Raw genomic sequence first — 16,183 nt, 5'->3', positions numbered from 1 at the left:
AGTTCATCCCCCGGGGGCGCGGTCGGTGATACAGTTAGAGACGTAGAGCACGACATTCCTGCAAGGGGGAATTCGAATGGCAAAGAAAAAATGGCTCCTCGGCGCGGTCGGCGTCCTGATGCTCGGCGGCCTGCTCGCGGGCTGCGGCAGCGACAACGGCGGCAATAACAGCGGCGGCAACGGCGGCAACAACGCGGCATCCGGCGGCAACGCGGCCGGCGGCGACGGCGCCCAGACGAATAACGGCGGCGGCACGAACGCGGGCGGCGGCACGGGCGAGAAAATCAAGCTGACGATGTGGGGCGCCGTTCCCGAGGAGGCCGGGCCGCAGGCGGTCGTCGACGCCTGGAACCAGGCGAACCCGGACGTGCAGGTCGAATACGTCCGCTACGTCAACGACGACCCGGGCAACCTGAAGCTCGACACGGCGCTCATGACCGGCCAGGACGCCGACCTGTACATGAACTACACGCTGACCCGGCTGCAGAAGCGCGTCGACGCGGGCACGGCGGTCGATCTGTCCGGCTCCGGCTACGACATCGACGGCAAGATGGGCCCGGACGCGGCGCAGTGGAAGATCAACGACAAGTACTACGGCATCCCGACCAAGAAGAACATGGGCTTTATCTGGCTGAACAAAGACATGCTCGACGCCGCGGGCCTGCCGGTTCCGGCGCTCGACTGGACGTGGTCCGACCTGCGGGACTACGCGAAGAAGCTGACGAAGGACGGCGTCTACGGCCTGCTGCAGCACGACGCGATGTTCACGGCGACGATCGACGGCACGGTCGCGGGCCTCGGCCTGACGAAGCCGGACGGCTCCTCGAACTTCGACAACGACCTGTGGAAGCAGCAGTTCCAGATCCTGCACGACATGATGTTCGTGGACAAATCGACGCCGGAATACGGCGAGCAGCTGACGAGCAAGATGCCGGTCGACACGATGTTCCTGCAGGGGCAGGCGGCGATGCTGAGCGCGGGCGAGTTTATTTTCCGCAACGCGAACAACCTGAAGGATTACCCGCACGACTTCAAGATCGCGTTCGCCACGATTCCGAAGGTGACCGCCGACCAGAAGGACTACAAGTACGCCGGCGGCCTCGGCGACGTGCTGTCGGTCAACGCGAAGTCGAAGCACCGGGACGCGGCGCTCAAGTTCGCGGAATGGTACGCCGACGGCGGCATGCTGCCGATGGCGAGCGGCGGGCGCATCCCGTCCTCGAAGAGCGTGGACAACAAGCAGGCGATGGATCTGCTGCTGAAGGGCGTGGAGGACAAATACGACGCCGACTCCATGAACAAAGTCGTCTTCGGCACGTTCCCGTCGTTCCAGCTCGACGTGCCGCAGCAGGTCATCGACGCCCGCAAGGAGGAGTACGAGAAATATTTCCTGAATAAGCAGGATCTCGCGACGACGCTGGCCAACATGGCGAAGGAGCACGAGGAGCTCACCAAAAAATAACCGCATCGCCCCGACCGCCCCAAGAGAAGAAGGGACTCTCCGCTTCCTTCTTCTCTTTGCCGCAGGCGGAAGAGGCGATACGAAACCAAGAAAGGCGGCGATCCCGTGCGGCGGCGTAGCTGGATTCATAGGCAAGGCTGGGTCGGATACGCGTTCATCCTGCCGAACATGCTCGGCATTCTGCTCTTCTTCATCCTGCCGGCGCTGTTCTCGTTCGGCCTCATGTTCACCGACTATCAATTCTCGAACCCGCGCTGGTCGTTCACCGGCCTCGACAATGTGAAGCGGTTGTTCGGGGACGACAAATTCTACGAGGCGATCCGGCATACGGCGATCTTCCTGCTGTCCGTGCCGGCGTCGCTCCTGCTCGCGTTTCTCGTGGCGCTCGTGCTGAACCGCGGCGTCTACCTGAAGGGGCTGCTCCGGGGGATGTTCTTCCTGCCGTACATCTCGAGCGGCGTCGCGGTGGCGTTCGTCTGGATGCTGCTGTTCCAGCCGTCCCACGGCCCGATCAACGAAGCGCTGCGCTGGCTCGGCGTCGTCTCGCCCCCGGGCTGGTTCGCCGATTCCGACACGGCGATGTACGCCATCGACGTCGTGCAGATCTGGTTCATGCTCGGCTACAACATGATCATCTACCTGGCGGCGCTGCAGGAGGTGTCGACGGAGCAATTGGAGGCCGCGCGCATCGACGGCGCGGGCAGCCGCACGATCACGTGGCGCATCCTCTGGCCGCTCGTCAGCCCGACGACGTTCCTGCTGCTCGTGACCGGCCTCATCATGACGATGAAGACGTTCTCGCTCATCCAGGCGATCACGCAGGGCGGACCGAGCGGGAGCACGACGATCCTGTCGCTGTTCGTCTACAAGACGGCGTTCAGCTATTACGAGATGGGCTACGCTTCGACGATCTCGTGGTTCCTGTTCGCCTGCATCCTCGTCATCACCTTGATTCAGTGGATCGGCCAGAAACGCTGGGTTCACTACTAGAAAGGAGCGCTTCCCATGAACGAAGGCACGTTGAAGTCCAAGCTGCCCGTCACGGCCGTCATGCTGATCGCCGGCGTCTTCATGATCGTTCCTTTCCTGTGGATGATCAGCACGTCGTTCCAGACGCCGACCGAGGTGTTCAAGACCTGGCTGCCGGCCAAGCTCGACTGGAGCAGCCACAAGCGGATCTGGACGGGCAGCTACAACTTCCTGCCGTATTACCTGAATTCGATCAAAATCGCGGTCATCGCCACGGCCGGCGCCGCGTTCCTCTCGGCGCTCGCGGCGTACGGCTTCGCCCGGACGGAATTCCGGGGCCGAGGCGCGATGTTTCTGCTGTACCTGTCGATGATGATGATTCCGCCGCAGGTCATTTTCGTCCCGAAGTTCATCCTGTTCAACTGGATGCACATCTACAACACGCATTGGGCGCTCATCCTGCCCGGCATGTTCTCGATCTTCGGCGTTTTCATGCTGCGGCAGTTCTTCATGGGCATTCCGAGGGAAATCACGGAGTCCGCGTTCCTGGACGGGGCGGGGCATTTCACGATCTTCCTCCGCCTCGTGCTGCCGCTGGCCAAGCCCGCGCTCGCGACGTTCGCGATCATCGACTTCTCCTGGCAGTGGAACGACTACGAGAACGCGCTCGTCTTCCTGCAGAGCCCGAAGCTGTACACGATTCCGCTAGGCCTGCAAAATTTCATTCTCGAGAATAACGTGGACTACAACGGCATGATGGCGGCGTCGTCCGCGGCGATCATTCCGATGATCGTCATTTTCCTCGCCGGCCAGAAATACATCATCCAGGGCATATCCAGCTCGGCCGTCAAAGGCTGATAACGGCCGGCGGAACCGGTGCGGGCGGAAATGGCGGAGATGCGGTTTACTCGCGGCAATGGAAGGGAACGGCAAAAAAGCAGTCGCTTCGGCGACTGCTTTTTTGCGCGGGCGCGCGGCTGCGAGCGGGGACAGGCCCGCGGGCTGCGGCCGTCGTCGGCGGGCGCCCGGGCGGTACCGGCCGCCCGAGAGCGCGCCGCGGAGCAGAGGACGAGCCGCGGCTGCCGCCGGCGGGCACCCGAGCACAGCCCGGCGCGAGCCGCCGCCCGCCGCGCTACTTGCGCACGGCTTCGTACACGTACTGCTGCCCCGCGTTCGACGGCGCTTTGCCCGGCTCGAAGTCCGCGCACACCGTGACGTCCGCGAAGCCGAGGCTTTCCAGCACGAGCTTGAACTCCTCGACCCCGTACCAGCGCAGCGCGAAGCGCTGGAGCTCCGTCGCGACCAGCTTGCCCTGGCGCCATTTCTCGTACTTGATGTAGGAGACCTTGTACTGCTCGAACAGATCGGCTTCGGCCAGCTTGCCCTCCATCGTGATCGTATCGCCGTCCGGCAGCGGAAAGGCCGACGAACCGGCGAAGCCCCCGGGCGCGAAGTCGGCGTCCGGCAAGAACAGATCGAGCATCAGGCGCCCGCCCGGCAGCAGATGGTCGTACAGCCGCCGCAGGGCCTGCAGCGATTCCTCGCGCCGCTCGATCAGCAGGAACGATCCGGCCGGGACGAGGATCGCCTCGTAGCGCTCCGGCAGCGCCAGCTCCTGCAGGCTGGACAGGTACAGCTCGGGCGCGAGCCCCCGGTCGGCGCAGCGCCGGCGGCAGGACGCCAGCATGTCGGGCGAGGCGTCGACGCCGTCCGCGAGCAGCCCGGCCTCGAGCAGCGGAATCAGGACGCGTCCCGATCCGGTCATCGCCTCCAGGATGCGGCCTTGGCAGCCGAGCAGCCGGTCGCGGTAATACTCGATGTCGCCGTTAATCGACTGGCCGATTTTCTTCGTCAAATCGTACACTTCCGTGCAAAGCTCGCCGTAATAGCTGAAAGACATGAACGAATTCCTCCATTCGCGTAATCGAACACGCGGAAGGACGGCAGCGCCTGCTATCCGTTCCGCACCGTCTTGAACGTCGCCGGGCGGGATGGAGCCATTAGCATGTTCATCACTCCGATTCATCGGGAATTATCTCCACTATAGGCGATGGGCGGAAAGCGGTCAACGGTCTTCGGGCGCCGTCAGCCGCTCGACGAACAGCTGCCCGATGCCGGGCAGCGACATGCCCCGGCGGGTCGCCAGGCCGACGAGGCGCTCCGGAACGGCGTCCGCCGTCCGCAGCTCGAACAGCTCGCCCCGCGCGAGCGGCGTCCGCACGAATTCGCGCGTCACGAAGGCGGCGCCGTAGCCGCGCCGGGCGAACTCGACGAGCATGTCGGTGCTGCTCAGCTCGAAAGCGGCGTCGACCTCGAGTCCCCGCGCGGCGAACCAGCGCTCCGCGAACACCCGCGTGCTGCTCCCGGCGGACAGCAGCAGCAGGGGCAGCGCCGCCAGCTCCGCGGCGGCGAGCGGCCGCTCCGCCAGATGCCGGTAGCGCGGCCCGGCGACGAAGCAGTCCTGGATGGCGGCGAGCGGGCGCACGTCGAGCTCGGGATCGGCCACCGGCAGATGGACGATGCCGATGTCGATGCGGTTTTCTTTCAGCCACGCCGCGATTTCCGCGGTCTTGCCCTGGTAGAGCCGAATCTCGACGTCGGGAAATTCGGCGCGCAGGTCGTCGAGCGGGGGCAGCAGCAGATGCTTGATGATCGGCCCGCTGGAGCCGATCCGCAGTTCGCCGGCGGCGTGGCGGCTGAGCGCGGCCATTTTGCGTTCGCCGGCTTCCAGCAGCGAGAGCGACTGCTCGACGAATCGGAGCAGATCGGCGCCTTCGGGCGTCAGCACGACCCCCTTGGACAGGCGGTCGAACAGCTTGACGCCGAGCCCTTCCTCCAGCTGCTTGACGGCATAGCTGACGGACGGCTGCGTCACGTGCAGCTCCTGCGCGGCTTTCGTCAGGTTACCGGCCTTGGCCGTATGCAAAAAGATGCGGTACCACTCCAAATGCAGCTTCGCGCTCATGGTTGTCGCCCACCTTGTCATCAATTATATCTATGCCAGACTACCGAAATTACGATTTCATTTATTGTATAGCGTTCATTATAATCGACCGTAACGGAAAAGAACATCACGACGGAGGTGCCGGATCATGGGAGGCAGCACATTTGGGGAAGCGTTCAAAATCACGACGTTCGGGGAATCGCACGGGGTATCGGTCGGCGTCATCGTCGACGGGGTCACGCCGGGGGTCGAGCTCGACGAGGCGTATATTCAGGTTCAGATGGACCGGCGCAAGCCGGGGCAGTCGGCGGTGACGTCCCCGCGCAAGGAGTACGACGTCATCCGCATCGTATCGGGGATGTTCGAAGGCCGGACGACGGGCACGCCGCTGTGCATCTTGCTCGACAACAAGGACATGCGGCCGAGCGCCTATGACGGGATGGACGAGACGTTCCGCCCGGGGCACGCGGATTACACCTATCTGCAAAAATACGGCCTGCGCGACCACCGGGGCAGCGGGCGGGCGTCCGGCCGGGAAACGGCGGCGCGCGTCGCCGCGGGCGCCGTGGCGCGCAAGCTGCTGGAACGCCGCGGCGTGCAGGTGGTGGCGTATACGAAGGAGATCGGCGGCATTTCGTGCCGGACGTTCGTGCCCGAGGCGATCGAACAAAACAGCGTGCGCGCCTGCGATCCCGAAGCGGCCGTCTGGATGGAGGATTACATCAAGACGCTCGTCGCCCGCGGCGACAGCGCCGGCGGCGTCGTCGAATGCCGGATCAGCGGCGTGGCGGCGGGCCTCGGCGAGCCGGTGTTCGACAAGCTCGACGCGGACTTCGCCAAGGCGATGCTGTCGGTCGGCGCCGTCAAGGGCATCGAGTTCGGCGCGGGCTTCGCGGCGGCGAGCATGCTCGGCAGCGAGCATAACGACGGGATGAACGCGGGCGGCTTCGCGAGCAACAACGCCGGGGGCATTCTCGGCGGCATCAGCACGGGCGCGGACATCGTGTTCCGCGTGGCCGTCAAGCCGACGTCGTCGATTTCGACGCCGCAGCGGACGGTGACGACGACGGGCGAGGAGCGGACGATCCGCACCGAGGGCCGGCACGATCCGTGCATTTGCCCGCGGGTGGTGCCGGTCATCGAGGCGATGGCCTGCCTCGTGCTGGAGGACCACTACAAGCGCCAAGCCGCGCTGCACGGCTGAGCGGCGGGCGCGCGGGCAAGGCGGGCTGACGTGGTCGGCGATGAGCGGACAGTGATCTGGAGGCGGGCGGACGGTGGTCGGCGAACAGGCCGGCGGGATGCCGCGGCGAATAGGACGGACCGGCCGGCAGCATCCTAACCTGGATTTGACAGGGAAGGAGGGAGGCACATGCGAACATGCGCCGCGCTGCTGCTTGTTCCGCTGCTGCTGCTCGCGTGCCGTCAGACGGCCGCCCAAGCGGGGGCGCCCGCGAAGTACGAGCCGGAGGACGGCTACCACTCGTACGTCCGCTGGAACGGATTGGCGCGAGAGGCCGTCTCGACACGCTACCCGGGGGCGGCGCTGATCGACATGCATTATCTCGGCTGCACGTGCGAGTCGCCCTCGTCCCGGCAGTACTTGTTCAAGTATTGGTTGCGCCGGCACGGCCGGGAATTCGGCGTCTACGCGACCGTGGACGCGCCCCTCGGCGCGGGTGCTCCCCGGGCGGCGGCCGCGGAGACGGCGGATGCGCGCATTGCTTCGTTCGCGCGGTGGGAGCGCCATGCCGCCGCCGCCGTTCGGGCGAAGCATCCCGGCGCCGAGCTCGTCGGCCGGAAGCCTTTCGGCTGCCGCTGGCTGGGCGCGGGCGCCGCGAGGCAGGCGTTCCGGTTCTGGATTCGGCAGGACGACCGCAACCGGCTGCTCCGGGTCGAGGTCGACTACGCGTTGGATACGCGCCGGCCGATCGCCGCGCGCGTGGAGTCGCTTCGCGAGTTCTAGCCGGCGGGCGTGCGGCTCGGCGCAGGGAGCGCTCGTGAGCGGCCGGCTCGGCCGCGAGCTTCGCTCCGGGCGGGGCAGCGCTGTCCGCTTCCGCCGCCGGATCGCGGGAATTTCCCGGCTGCGCGCGGTTTGCGGCCTGCCTGACGCTCGGATGGCGGCGCCGCCGCATGCCGAGATTCGCCGCGAGGCGGTACAAACCCGAATACCCCGGCATCCGAGATCGCGGATGCCGGGGTATTCGACGCAGCCGGCTCGGCAAACGAGCGCGGGCGAGTTTTCGCGGCCATAGGATCCGTTAGTAGACCCGGATGCGGCTCTTACAACGTCTTTTCGCGGCGATAACGGAACGTGTGTCGGCATGATTCGAAATGGGCCCTGAATCGGAGGAGTAGCGAAAAGTATGTCCGCCCGATCATCGGTCCGTATCGCCGGCTCCATTCAGCAGTGCCAGGGCTAGGCGCAAGGCCATGCGGGCGAACAAACGGCGGATCAGGATCCCGGTAATGCGGGACCCCGATCCGCCGTTTCGCGTACAAAGCGTGTCGCGTGCGCCCTCGAAGGCGCGGCCGGGCGTTCTGAGCGCCAGCCGCACACGCGCTCGCCAGCCGCCCGGACCGGTGGCGCGGGCCATGCGCCCGACTGCCGCTCGTCCGTCGCTCCGCCGTACGCCGCGTACCCCTTGGTCCGCCGAAAGCGCCTCAGCCGAGCGACTGCAGGTACTGCGCCAGCGCCGGCTTGACCGTGACCGCGCCGTACAGGCCGCCGACCTCCCGCGACGCGACGATGCGCTCCCCGTCGAGGGCGATCGAGGCGGCTTTGCTTTTGTCGAGCGCGCCCGCCTTGCGGATCGCCCGCAGGAAGGCGAGGTTGCCGGTCATGCGGGTGCTGTCGAACACGACGCACCACTCGCCCCGCGCCTTCGGCAGCGCCTTGCGCAGCGCGTTGAAGTCGGCATGGTACGAGTAGTAGAGCACGCGGACCCGCGGATCCTCGTAAGGGGCCAGCACGGCCTCGGTCTCGTGCCGCGTCGCCAGGCTCACGACCAGCAGCTCGAAATTCGTCTCGTACTGGTCGATGACCTTCTGAATGGCGTGCGTCGCCTGTTCGACCTCGTTCGGCCGCAGGAGGAACAGCACGCTGATGTCGGGCTTGATGCCCCGCCGCTGCCGCGTCTCGTAGTGGGACCGGTGCACCTCGTTCCAGCAGACGCGGTGTTTGGCGGGCTGCTCGACGATGTGCGTCGACAGGCTGAACGGCGAATCGATCCGGTAATCCATGAGCTGGATCGGGATGTACTTGATGTCGCAGTAATCGGTCAGCCGGATCCAGTAGTCGTAATCCTGAATATAGGTGAACCGGTAGCCGTCGATTAGACGGCAATACGACGTGCGCTGCAAAAAGCAAGGCCCGATGATGCAGCCTTCCAGCAGCGCGTGTTTGGACCGGTCCTGGAACCGGCGGACCTCCTCGATCACTTCCGGCGGATGCGCGGCCATGCCGTCTTCCCGGATATGCCGAAAGGCGCTGTAGACGATGCCGATATTCGGATGGGAACGGTCCATTTCGCGAACGAGGACGTCGAGGCAATACGGATAGTAGTAGTTGTCCGTCGACACCCAGGTCAAATATTCGCAGCCGGCGTCCATCACGATTTCGAAGCCGTAGTTGAGCGCGTAGGCGACGCCTTGATTCTGGGGATAGGCGGCGATGCTCACCCGCGGGTCGCCTTGCGTCAGCTCCTGGAAAAGCGGCACCAGATCCGGGGCGCCGTCCACGACGATGGCGAGGAGGAAGTCCCGGTAGGTTTGGTTCAGGACGGATGCGATCGCGATCCGGATATAGGCTTCGTTTTGATAGTAAGCGGGCATGACGATTCCGACTTTCGCCACGGTTCACACTCCTTCCTTTTCTAGCAGTCTATGAATCTCGCGCGGCGGGGGAACGGGCCGAGCGTCCATTTTTGGCCGGGCGGGGAAAGCTGGCGGCGCGATCGCGCGGAATAGATTGACAGTCGATGTATCGAGTGCTAATATATCAACATACGATATATCGACTAACGAAGTAATGGAGGCCGTCCGCTATGGCAAAGCCGAAAGTGCCGCTTCCGCTCACGGAGGCGTTCTATTACATTCTGATCGCCCTTTATCCGCGTCCTTCGCACGGCTACGGCATCATGCAGGACGTCGAGGCGATGAGCGGCGGCCGGGTGAAGCTCGGGGCGGGCACGCTGTATACCGCGCTGAACGCGCTGCTCGGCAAAGGGATGATCGAGCATTACCCCGTTCCGGACGGGACGGACGCAAGGCGCAAGCTGTACGTCATGACGGAAGCCGGCAAAGAGGCGGCCGCGGCCGAGATGAACCGGCTGGAGGAGCTGCTGGCGGCCGGCCGGCGCATCATGCAATCGGGGGAGGCGTGAGGAAGATGGCAGTGGAGACGGTGAAGAAGACCCATCTGTGGATGAGCTGGCAGTACGAGCAGGAAGAGGACTGGGTGAACGCCATGTCCGCCCAAGGGCTGCATCTGCGGCGGGGGGGCGTCGTTCGGAGCACGTTCGAGCGGGATGCTTCCGCGCGCTACACGTACCGGCTCGACTATCAGCCGGGGCTCGGGAAGGGGGAGAAGCTGGCGTCGTACCTGGAGCTGTACCGCGACGCCGGCTGGGAGCACGCCGGGAGCTTCTCCGGCGTCTGGTTTTATTTCCGCCGCCCGTGGCAGCCGGGGGAGAGCCCGCGTCTGTACACGGACCGGGACTCGCTCGTCGCGCACTACAAGCGCATTCGCGGGGTGATGGCCGTGATGCTGCCGATCAATGCCATGCTGCTGTGCGTGAACGGCGTGAACCTGCTTCCCCGGGCGGGCCATCTGTGGGGCATCGTCATTCCCGTGCTGGCGATCTATGCCGCGATCTTCGCGCTGCTCGGCATCGGCATCGCCAAGATGAACCGCAAAATCAAAGAAATCGAATCCTGAGCCGGGCAGGACTCGGCGAGCGCGAAAAAAAGGCCGGCCCGCTCCCAAGGGAGCAGGCCGGCCTTCCGCCGCTTCGGTCGTCTGCCCCGTCGGCAGCCTGCCGCATCTAGGGCCACCGCCGTATCGGGTCCTTCGCCGTATCGCCCCTCCGCCGCATCGCCCATCCGTTGCGCGGCGTTTGCCGGAGGCCGGCTTAACGCGTGTCCCCGTCCTGCGGGATCGCCACGCGTTCCGTCAGCCCTACCGCCGCGAGCCGCTCCCGCAGCAGGTCGCGGGTAACGCGGCAATGGTTGATCGCGTCCATATGGACCGCGATCACCTCGGCGTCCGGCGCATGGCGGACGACCGCGATTACGTCGTCCGCGTCCATCGTGATCGGGCCGCCGGTCAGAAACTCCGCGCCGCCGGCATTGACGACGACGACGTCCGGCCGGTGCGCGTCAAGCGCGCCCTTGACCTCGTCGCACCAGATCGTGTCGCCCGCGACGTAGACGGTCGGCTCGCCCGGCGCCCGCAGCACGAAGCCCGAGACCGGGCCCATCCGCCGGCCGATCTCGCCGGTGCCGTGCCGCCCGCCCGTGCGGACGATCGAGATGCCGCGGAACGAGGCGCCGCCTTCGACCTCCGTGACGTCGCCGAAGCCCCGGCCGCGGAAGGCCGCTTGATCGCCGGGCTGGCAGAAGACGGGCACCGCCTTCGGCAGCCCCTCGGCCGCCGCGTCGTCCCAATGGTCGAGGTGAAGATGCGTGACGAGCACGGCGTCCGGAGACAGCCACCGCGCCGGGTCGCCCGGCAGGCCGACCAGCGGATTGCGGCGGTCGTCGCCGGAATTCGGGATGGGCGGGTTGACGCCCGCCGCGCCGAGCATGGGATCGACGAGCAGCGTCGAGCCGGCGTATTCGAGCCAAAGCGAAGCATGGCGAATCAGCGTGAATTTCATGGATATGCACCTCTCCTGCTAGGATTAATCGGTTCCGTAACGATGGTACCACGTAACGCCCGCCGCGTCCCGCGCGCGCTGAACGCATACGGGGCCGGCGATTTTCACGGTGAAAGGAAAGTGAACGGGATGACGCATCGATTCGACGACACGGACCGGCGGATCGTAGCCTGCTTGTTGGAAGACGCCGCCAGGTCGAACAAGGACATCGGCGCCGTCGTGCATCTGACCGGACAGGCGGTCGGCGCCCGCATTCGGAGGCTGCGGGAGCTCGGCGTCATCGAGGGCTGCACGCTCCGGTGGAACCCGGACAAGCTCGGCCTGGCCGTGCAAGCCTTCATCACGATGTTTCTCCGCTCCAATTCGGCGCACGCGGCGCTGATCGCGTTCGCCCGGGAGCGGGAGGAAATCGCCGAGATGCACCGCGTCAGCGGCGAAGGCTGCTACTGGCTGCGGGTCCGCGTGAGCGGCGGGGCAGAGCTGAACGCCTTGCTTGACGAGCTGCAGGCGTTCGGCAATTACAAGGTCAGCCTGTCCATCGAGACGGTCAAATCCGAATGAAGCCGGCCGCCGATCCAGGCGGCACCATGCGCAAAGAGCGCGGCCCGTACATCGGTCCGCGCTCTTGTTATCATGGCCGGCTTATACCGTCCCCTGCGTGCTCCTGCCCGCTCCGTAGATAGCGGCCGTCTTGGCCACGCGCGATCCCAGCGCTTCGCCGAGCGCAAGCCCTTTCGCGAACAGCGACTGGCTCAGCGGATCGTGGGTATCCTCGACGGGCGACGTCACCCCGACGCCGTAATAGCTGCCGTAGAGCGCGTTTTCCGGGATGTTCGCCGGCAGGCCGACGATCATCATGCCTTGATGCAGCATCGGCGTAATGAGGTTCAGCAGCGTGGCTTCGATCCCGCCGTGAATGGTGGCCGTCGTGCAGAACACGGCGCCGAGCTTGTCGACCAGCGTCCCGTTCGCCCACAGGTAGCCCAGCTTGTCGATCCATTCCTTCAAGCCGGAGCTGATGGAGCCGAAGTGTCCGGGGCAGCCCCAGATGATCGCGTCCATGTCGGCCAGGTCTTTGACGTCCGCCTTATTGACGTGATTGATGAACACCTGCGCGCCCGGCACGCGTTCGGCCCCTTTGGCGATGGAACGGGCAAGCTGCTCCGTATGTCCCGCTTCGCTATCGTACACAATATAGATTTTCATCGATTGTTCTCCTCTCTGAATGGTCGTTCCGCGCGCGTCCTCACTCGTTTTCCTTAAGCGACCCGGTCAATTTCTTGAGCGTTTCCCGGTAGGCCTGGTCGGGGGACAGGTCTTTCTTCGGTTCCGCGTCCTCGATGGGCGCGCTCTTCAGCTTCAGCAGCGCCTTCCGGTACTCCTTATCGTTGAAACTCTCGTCGTCCGCGGCGGGCGGCGTCGGATTGAGAAACCCGCGGATGGCGTCGCGGAACTCGACGTCCTTGCTCGGCCGGTCCGCGTGGGCCGCGATTTCCGCGCGCGCCGGCTGGGCCGCCGCCACGCTTGCTTCCGGCACGGCGGCCATGTCCTGCGGCACCGGGACCTGAACCGGATCCTCCTGCGGCTTCACCTTGCGGATGAAGAACGCCAGGAGGAGCGCGGCCACGGTCAGCCAGGTCGCGACGACGAACGATTGATTGATGCCGTAGATGGTCGCCTGCTGCGTGACCTCGGCCATTTTGGCCGCGTCCTTCGGGTCGATCTGTCCCGCGATGACGAGGTCCTTGGCGTGGGCGGTCGCCTGGTTGGTCATGACCGTGACGAGCAGCGCCGTCCCGAGGGCGCCGGAGACGTTCCGCAGCGTCTGGGACATCGCGGAGCCGTGCGCGTTCAGGCGGCGCGGCAGCTGGTTCAGGCCGGCGGTCTGAATCGGCATCATCAGCATGGACATCCCGAACATCCGCGCCGTATAGACGATCATCATGTGGCTATACGTCGAGTCGGCTTCCAGATGGCTGAATTCGTACGTGGTGATGGTCGTGATGACGAGGCCGATGACGGCAAGCCAGCGCGCGCCGATCTTGTCGAACACCATGCCCGTAATCGGCGACATGATGCCCATCAGGATCGCGCCCGGCAGCAGCAGCAGCCCGGATTCGAGCGGCGTGAAGTGCCGGATGTTCTGCAGGAAGATCGGCAGCAGGATCATGCCGGAGAACATCGCCATCGTGATGATGGCGTTGATCAAGGACGTCAGCGAGAACATCCAATATTTGAACACGCGCATTTCGAGCAATGGATTCTTCACCAGAACGGAGCGCAGGATAAAGAGGATGAGCGCGACGGCGCCGACGGCGATGCAGACGATGACCTCGGTCGCGTCCCAGCCCTTGGTGCCCGCTTCGCTGAAGCCGTACAGCAGGCCGCCGAAGCCGAGCGTGGATAAGACGACGCTCAGGACGTCGAGCTTCGGCCGCGAAGTCTTGATGACGTCCTTCATCGAGAAGGCGCCGAAGATGACCGCGGCGACCGCGAGCGGCAGCACGATGTAGAACAGCACGTGCCAGTCGTAGTTCTCGACGATCCAGCCGGAGAGCGTCGGGCCGATCGCCGGCGCGAAAATCATCGCGACGCCCATGAGGCCCATCGCTTTGCCCCGTTCCTCGACGGGGAAGATGGTGAGCGTGACGACCGTCATGAGCGGCATCAGAATGCCGGCGCCGATGGCCTGCACGAGACGGCCGGTCAGCAGGATGCTGAAGTCGCCGGAGAGCGCGCAGACGATCGTGCCGATCGCGAATAGAGATGAGGCCGTGAGAAAAAGCTTCCGGGTGGTGAACCGGTTGACGAGAAAGGCGCTGATCGGCACGAGCACGCCGTTCGCCAGCAAATAGCCGTTGGACAGCCATTGGATCGTGCTTTCCGTCACGCCGAGATCCGTCATCATTTTCGGAAGCGCGACGTTCAGCACCGTCTGGCTCAGCAGCGCCACGAACGCGGCGATGAGCAAGGAGGCCATGATCGGCCCTTTGCGCAAAGAGTTGGATACCATCGTAGTCATGGTCTAAGCTTCCTCCCTGGATTTTCGTAAAAGACGCAGTACTTCGCGCTGGAGCCGGTCGAGCTCGCGCTGGTCGGCTTCCGACAGCTCCAGCAGCGACCGCATCATGTGCAGCCGGGTGGCTTCCGTTTCGCGCCAGAGCGCCTCGCCCTGCCCGGTCAAGGTCAGCGTCATCGCCCGCCGGTCGGACGGGGTGCGTTCCCGCTCCACGAGGCCCGCCTTGACCATCCGGTCGACGATGCCGCTCGTCGTGCTGTTGCCGAGAAAGAGCTTGTCGGCCAGCTCCGACAGGCGGAGGGCGGGCTGTTCGTGCAGCACGCGAAGGACGATGAGCTGAGGCGCGCTTAATTTATGCTTGCTTGCCGCTTTGGTCATCAGCTGGAAGAACGACTGATTGACCTCGCGGTAGCTTTCGAAGATGCGCAAGATCCGCTCCTCCATGAAAAACTCCTTCCGCTGAATATTTCGCATGCGAACTATTATCCACCCGTTTAGTCAATATGTCAATCGAGACATATAAAAAGTTTATGCCAATCCAGGCTGCAATTTGTCTAAGCTGCGGTTAGTATCCTCCGTCAGCACGCGGTTCATCCTCGAACGGAGCCCGACCGGGCGCGGATCAAAGAATTCCAAAAATTGTGAACGTATGCTATGATGGGGGCAAAATTCAACGAATCGGATGGTGACGCGCATGTGCCGGAATATCAAAACGTTGTTCAACTTCGACCCGCCCGCGACGGAAGACGAAATCAAGGCGGCCTCGCTGCAGTTCGTGCGGAAGCTGTCGGGCTTCAACCAGCCCTCCAAGGCGAACGAGGAAGCCTTCCGGCAGGCCGTCGACGAGGTGACCGCGGCCGCGGAGAAGCTGCTGTCCTCGCTCGTGACGAACAGCCCGCAGCGCAGCCGCGAGGCGGAGATCGAACGGGCGCGCATCCGCTCCGTCAAGCGGTTCGGCCCGAAAGAAGGCTGACTTCGCCGGTCGGCCGCCTTGGCATGACAAACAGCCTTGTGCCGGTTCGGGTCCGCCGCCGCGGTCCGAGTGGACAAGGCCTTTTTGGAGTTGGGAGCCGGCAGCGCGGCCGGCTTTCAATCGCCCCGCTTGCGGCGGTATACTGGGCTTCGGAGCCCGCGATCGCCGCGCGTTCCCAATTCATCTTGCGAGGTTCCCAATAAACGAATGTCTAATCGAACGCCTGCTCGAACGCCGAAAACCAAGTTTCCTTATTATTTGCTGCTGGCCGTCGCGGCCGCGTTCATCGCGTACGCGATCTACAAGAACGTGCTTCAGGACCCGGAGGCCGCCGGATTTTTGCGTCATAAGACGAATCCCGCCGATCTCGTCAATCTGCCCGTCTGGCTGCCCGTGATGCGGATTCACCTGGGCTTCGCCTGCCTCGCCCTGCTGACGGGGGCGGTCAACTTCTCGCCCTGGGTCGTTCGCCGCGCGCGCCGGTTCCATCGGGGCAACGGATACGCCTACCTGATCTCCGTGCTCGCGGTTTCCTTAAGCTCCGGCTACATGGCGCCGAACGCGACGGGCGGCGAGGCGGTCAGCTTCGCGTTCAATATGCTCAACATCGCGTGGCCGGCCTTTACCGTGCTCGGGATTCTCGCGATCCGCAAGAAGCGCGTCGAACGCCACCGGCGGTGGATGGCGCGCAGCTACGCGTTCTGCTTCACGAACGCGGCCGTCCATTCGCTGGCCTACGCGCTCGACCGCTGGACGAGCCTCTCCTACGAGGAAGCGTACCGCATCGGCGTCTACGGCGGCATCGCGCTGCTGCTCGCGGCGGGGGATCTCGCCGCCCGGCTGTTCTTCCGCAAGCCGGCCGCGATCGAGCCGACGCCGTGATGTTCATGCGGCCGGGGGCTCTCCGGCCGGGCGCGCCGCAGCGCCAAGAAGGGCT

At 64.8% G+C, this 16,183-nt stretch carries 17 protein-coding genes; 10 read left to right on the top strand and 7 right to left on the bottom strand.

The window, feature by feature from the left end; translation table 11 throughout:
* Positions 1-76: 76 nt before the first annotated feature.
* The 3 genes from BMZ79_RS28510 (at position 77) to BMZ79_RS28500 (ending at position 3,289) form a co-directional block, all read left to right on the top strand.
* Positions 77-1,462 carry an ABC transporter substrate-binding protein gene (locus BMZ79_RS28510; RefSeq protein WP_256253198.1) on the top strand — a complete coding sequence of 462 codons (1,386 nt, stop codon included), beginning with the start codon at positions 77-79 and terminating at the stop codon, positions 1,460-1,462.
* A 105-nt stretch (positions 1,463-1,567) separates the two neighbouring features.
* Entirely contained in the window at positions 1,568-2,452 is an 885-nt protein-coding gene (locus BMZ79_RS28505; RefSeq protein ID WP_090647213.1) for a carbohydrate ABC transporter permease, read from the top strand.
* Positions 2,453-2,467: 15 nt separating this feature from the next.
* Positions 2,468-3,289 carry a carbohydrate ABC transporter permease gene (locus BMZ79_RS28500; RefSeq protein WP_090647210.1) on the top strand — a complete coding sequence of 274 codons (822 nt, stop codon included), beginning with the start codon at positions 2,468-2,470 and terminating at the stop codon, positions 3,287-3,289.
* Between the two features lie 274 nt (positions 3,290-3,563).
* Here BMZ79_RS28500 and BMZ79_RS28495 read toward each other — a convergent pair whose 3' ends face one another.
* The gene (locus BMZ79_RS28495; RefSeq protein ID WP_090647207.1) at positions 3,564-4,331 is read right to left on the bottom strand and encodes a class I SAM-dependent methyltransferase; all 768 of its coding nucleotides are present in this window, start codon (positions 4,329-4,331) and stop codon (positions 3,564-3,566) included.
* 165 nt (positions 4,332-4,496) lie between these two features.
* Positions 4,497-5,396, bottom strand: coding sequence for a LysR family transcriptional regulator (locus BMZ79_RS28490; protein ID WP_177222393.1), 900 nt, complete (start codon positions 5,394-5,396; stop codon positions 4,497-4,499).
* Between the two features lie 127 nt (positions 5,397-5,523).
* Here BMZ79_RS28490 and aroC point away from each other — a divergent pair, with 127 nt between their 5' ends.
* On the top strand, positions 5,524-6,579 hold the full coding sequence (gene aroC, locus BMZ79_RS28485) for a chorismate synthase (RefSeq protein ID WP_090647204.1): 1,056 nt from the start codon (positions 5,524-5,526) through the stop codon (positions 6,577-6,579).
* Between the two features lie 168 nt (positions 6,580-6,747).
* A complete protein-coding gene (locus BMZ79_RS28480; protein ID WP_090647202.1) occupies positions 6,748-7,341 on the top strand; it encodes a DUF3889 domain-containing protein in 594 nt (197 codons plus the stop codon).
* Between the two features lie 698 nt (positions 7,342-8,039).
* Here BMZ79_RS28480 and BMZ79_RS28475 read toward each other — a convergent pair.
* Positions 8,040-9,230, bottom strand: coding sequence for a glycosyltransferase family 2 protein (locus BMZ79_RS28475; protein ID WP_090647199.1), 1,191 nt, complete (start codon positions 9,228-9,230; stop codon positions 8,040-8,042).
* Between the two features lie 191 nt (positions 9,231-9,421).
* On the opposite strand from BMZ79_RS28475, the gene BMZ79_RS28470 reads away from it, so the two are divergent.
* The gene (locus BMZ79_RS28470) at positions 9,422-9,760 is read left to right on the top strand and encodes a PadR family transcriptional regulator (RefSeq protein WP_090647197.1); all 339 of its coding nucleotides are present in this window, start codon (positions 9,422-9,424) and stop codon (positions 9,758-9,760) included.
* 5 nt (positions 9,761-9,765) lie between these two features.
* Positions 9,766-10,314, top strand: coding sequence for a DUF2812 domain-containing protein (locus BMZ79_RS28465; RefSeq protein ID WP_090647194.1), 549 nt, complete (start codon positions 9,766-9,768; stop codon positions 10,312-10,314).
* Positions 10,315-10,507: 193 nt separating this feature from the next.
* On the opposite strand, the gene BMZ79_RS28460 is transcribed toward BMZ79_RS28465, so the two are convergent.
* Positions 10,508-11,254, bottom strand: coding sequence for an MBL fold metallo-hydrolase (locus BMZ79_RS28460; RefSeq protein ID WP_090647192.1), 747 nt, complete (start codon positions 11,252-11,254; stop codon positions 10,508-10,510).
* 129 nt (positions 11,255-11,383) lie between these two features.
* Between BMZ79_RS28460 and BMZ79_RS28455 the strand changes: the two genes are divergently transcribed.
* Positions 11,384-11,815: an Lrp/AsnC family transcriptional regulator gene (locus tag BMZ79_RS28455; protein WP_090647190.1), complete on the top strand. Its 432-nt coding sequence runs from the start codon at positions 11,384-11,386 to the stop codon at positions 11,813-11,815.
* A gap of 81 nt (positions 11,816-11,896) precedes the next feature.
* Here BMZ79_RS28455 and BMZ79_RS28450 read toward each other — a convergent pair whose 3' ends face one another.
* Genes BMZ79_RS28450 through BMZ79_RS28440 form a run of 3 tightly spaced genes read right to left on the bottom strand, consistent with a single transcriptional unit; the run spans position 11,897 to position 14,747 of the window.
* Positions 11,897-12,460, bottom strand: a complete 564-nt coding sequence (locus tag BMZ79_RS28450; protein ID WP_090647187.1) for an NAD(P)H-dependent oxidoreductase — start codon at positions 12,458-12,460, stop codon at positions 11,897-11,899.
* Between the two features lie 40 nt (positions 12,461-12,500).
* Positions 12,501-14,276 (bottom strand): DHA2 family efflux MFS transporter permease subunit, encoded by a 1,776-nt coding sequence (locus BMZ79_RS28445; RefSeq protein ID WP_090647185.1) that lies wholly within the window; start codon positions 14,274-14,276, stop codon positions 12,501-12,503.
* Between the two features lie 3 nt (positions 14,277-14,279).
* A complete protein-coding gene (locus BMZ79_RS28440; RefSeq protein ID WP_256253196.1) occupies positions 14,280-14,747 on the bottom strand; it encodes a MarR family winged helix-turn-helix transcriptional regulator in 468 nt (155 codons plus the stop codon).
* Between the two features lie 220 nt (positions 14,748-14,967).
* On the opposite strand from BMZ79_RS28440, the gene BMZ79_RS28435 reads away from it, so the two are divergent.
* Entirely contained in the window at positions 14,968-15,246 is a 279-nt protein-coding gene (locus tag BMZ79_RS28435; protein ID WP_090647469.1) for a DUF2277 domain-containing protein, read from the top strand.
* Between the two features lie 207 nt (positions 15,247-15,453).
* Complete coding sequence (locus BMZ79_RS28430) at positions 15,454-16,128, top strand: DUF2306 domain-containing protein (RefSeq protein ID WP_090647180.1); 675 nt, start codon at positions 15,454-15,456, stop codon at positions 16,126-16,128.
* Positions 16,129-16,183 lie beyond the last annotated feature (55 nt).

The organism is Paenibacillus sp. UNC496MF (assembly GCF_900113915.1).
GTDB lineage: Bacteria > Bacillota > Bacilli > Paenibacillales > Paenibacillaceae > Paenibacillus_Z > Paenibacillus_Z artemisiicola.
This window is presented reverse-complemented; position numbering and strand designations above follow the sequence as displayed.

What these genes read in the sequence shown, in the direction of transcription:
- BMZ79_RS28510 (WP_256253198.1), top strand. Translation starts at nt 77, where the DNA reads ATGGCAAAGAAAAAATGGCTCCTCGGCGCGGTCGGCGTCCTGATGCTC.
- BMZ79_RS28500 (WP_090647210.1), top strand. Translation starts at nt 2,468, where the DNA reads ATGAACGAAGGCACGTTGAAGTCCAAGCTGCCCGTCACGGCCGTCATG.
- BMZ79_RS28495 (WP_090647207.1), bottom strand. Translation starts at nt 4,331, where the DNA reads ATGTCTTTCAGCTATTACGGCGAGCTTTGCACGGAAGTGTACGATTTG.
- BMZ79_RS28490 (WP_177222393.1), bottom strand. Translation starts at nt 5,396, where the DNA reads ATGAGCGCGAAGCTGCATTTGGAGTGGTACCGCATCTTTTTGCATACG.
- aroC (WP_090647204.1), top strand. Translation starts at nt 5,524, where the DNA reads ATGGGAGGCAGCACATTTGGGGAAGCGTTCAAAATCACGACGTTCGGG.
- BMZ79_RS28480 (WP_090647202.1), top strand. Translation starts at nt 6,748, where the DNA reads ATGCGAACATGCGCCGCGCTGCTGCTTGTTCCGCTGCTGCTGCTCGCG.
- BMZ79_RS28470 (WP_090647197.1), top strand. Translation starts at nt 9,422, where the DNA reads ATGGCAAAGCCGAAAGTGCCGCTTCCGCTCACGGAGGCGTTCTATTAC.
- BMZ79_RS28465 (WP_090647194.1), top strand. Translation starts at nt 9,766, where the DNA reads ATGGCAGTGGAGACGGTGAAGAAGACCCATCTGTGGATGAGCTGGCAG.
- BMZ79_RS28460 (WP_090647192.1), bottom strand. Translation starts at nt 11,254, where the DNA reads ATGAAATTCACGCTGATTCGCCATGCTTCGCTTTGGCTCGAATACGCC.
- BMZ79_RS28455 (WP_090647190.1), top strand. Translation starts at nt 11,384, where the DNA reads ATGACGCATCGATTCGACGACACGGACCGGCGGATCGTAGCCTGCTTG.
- BMZ79_RS28450 (WP_090647187.1), bottom strand. Translation starts at nt 12,460, where the DNA reads ATGAAAATCTATATTGTGTACGATAGCGAAGCGGGACATACGGAGCAG.
- BMZ79_RS28445 (WP_090647185.1), bottom strand. Translation starts at nt 14,276, where the DNA reads ATGACTACGATGGTATCCAACTCTTTGCGCAAAGGGCCGATCATGGCC.
- BMZ79_RS28440 (WP_256253196.1), bottom strand. Translation starts at nt 14,747, where the DNA reads ATGCGAAATATTCAGCGGAAGGAGTTTTTCATGGAGGAGCGGATCTTG.
- BMZ79_RS28435 (WP_090647469.1), top strand. Translation starts at nt 14,968, where the DNA reads ATGTGCCGGAATATCAAAACGTTGTTCAACTTCGACCCGCCCGCGACG.
- BMZ79_RS28430 (WP_090647180.1), top strand. Translation starts at nt 15,454, where the DNA reads ATGTCTAATCGAACGCCTGCTCGAACGCCGAAAACCAAGTTTCCTTAT.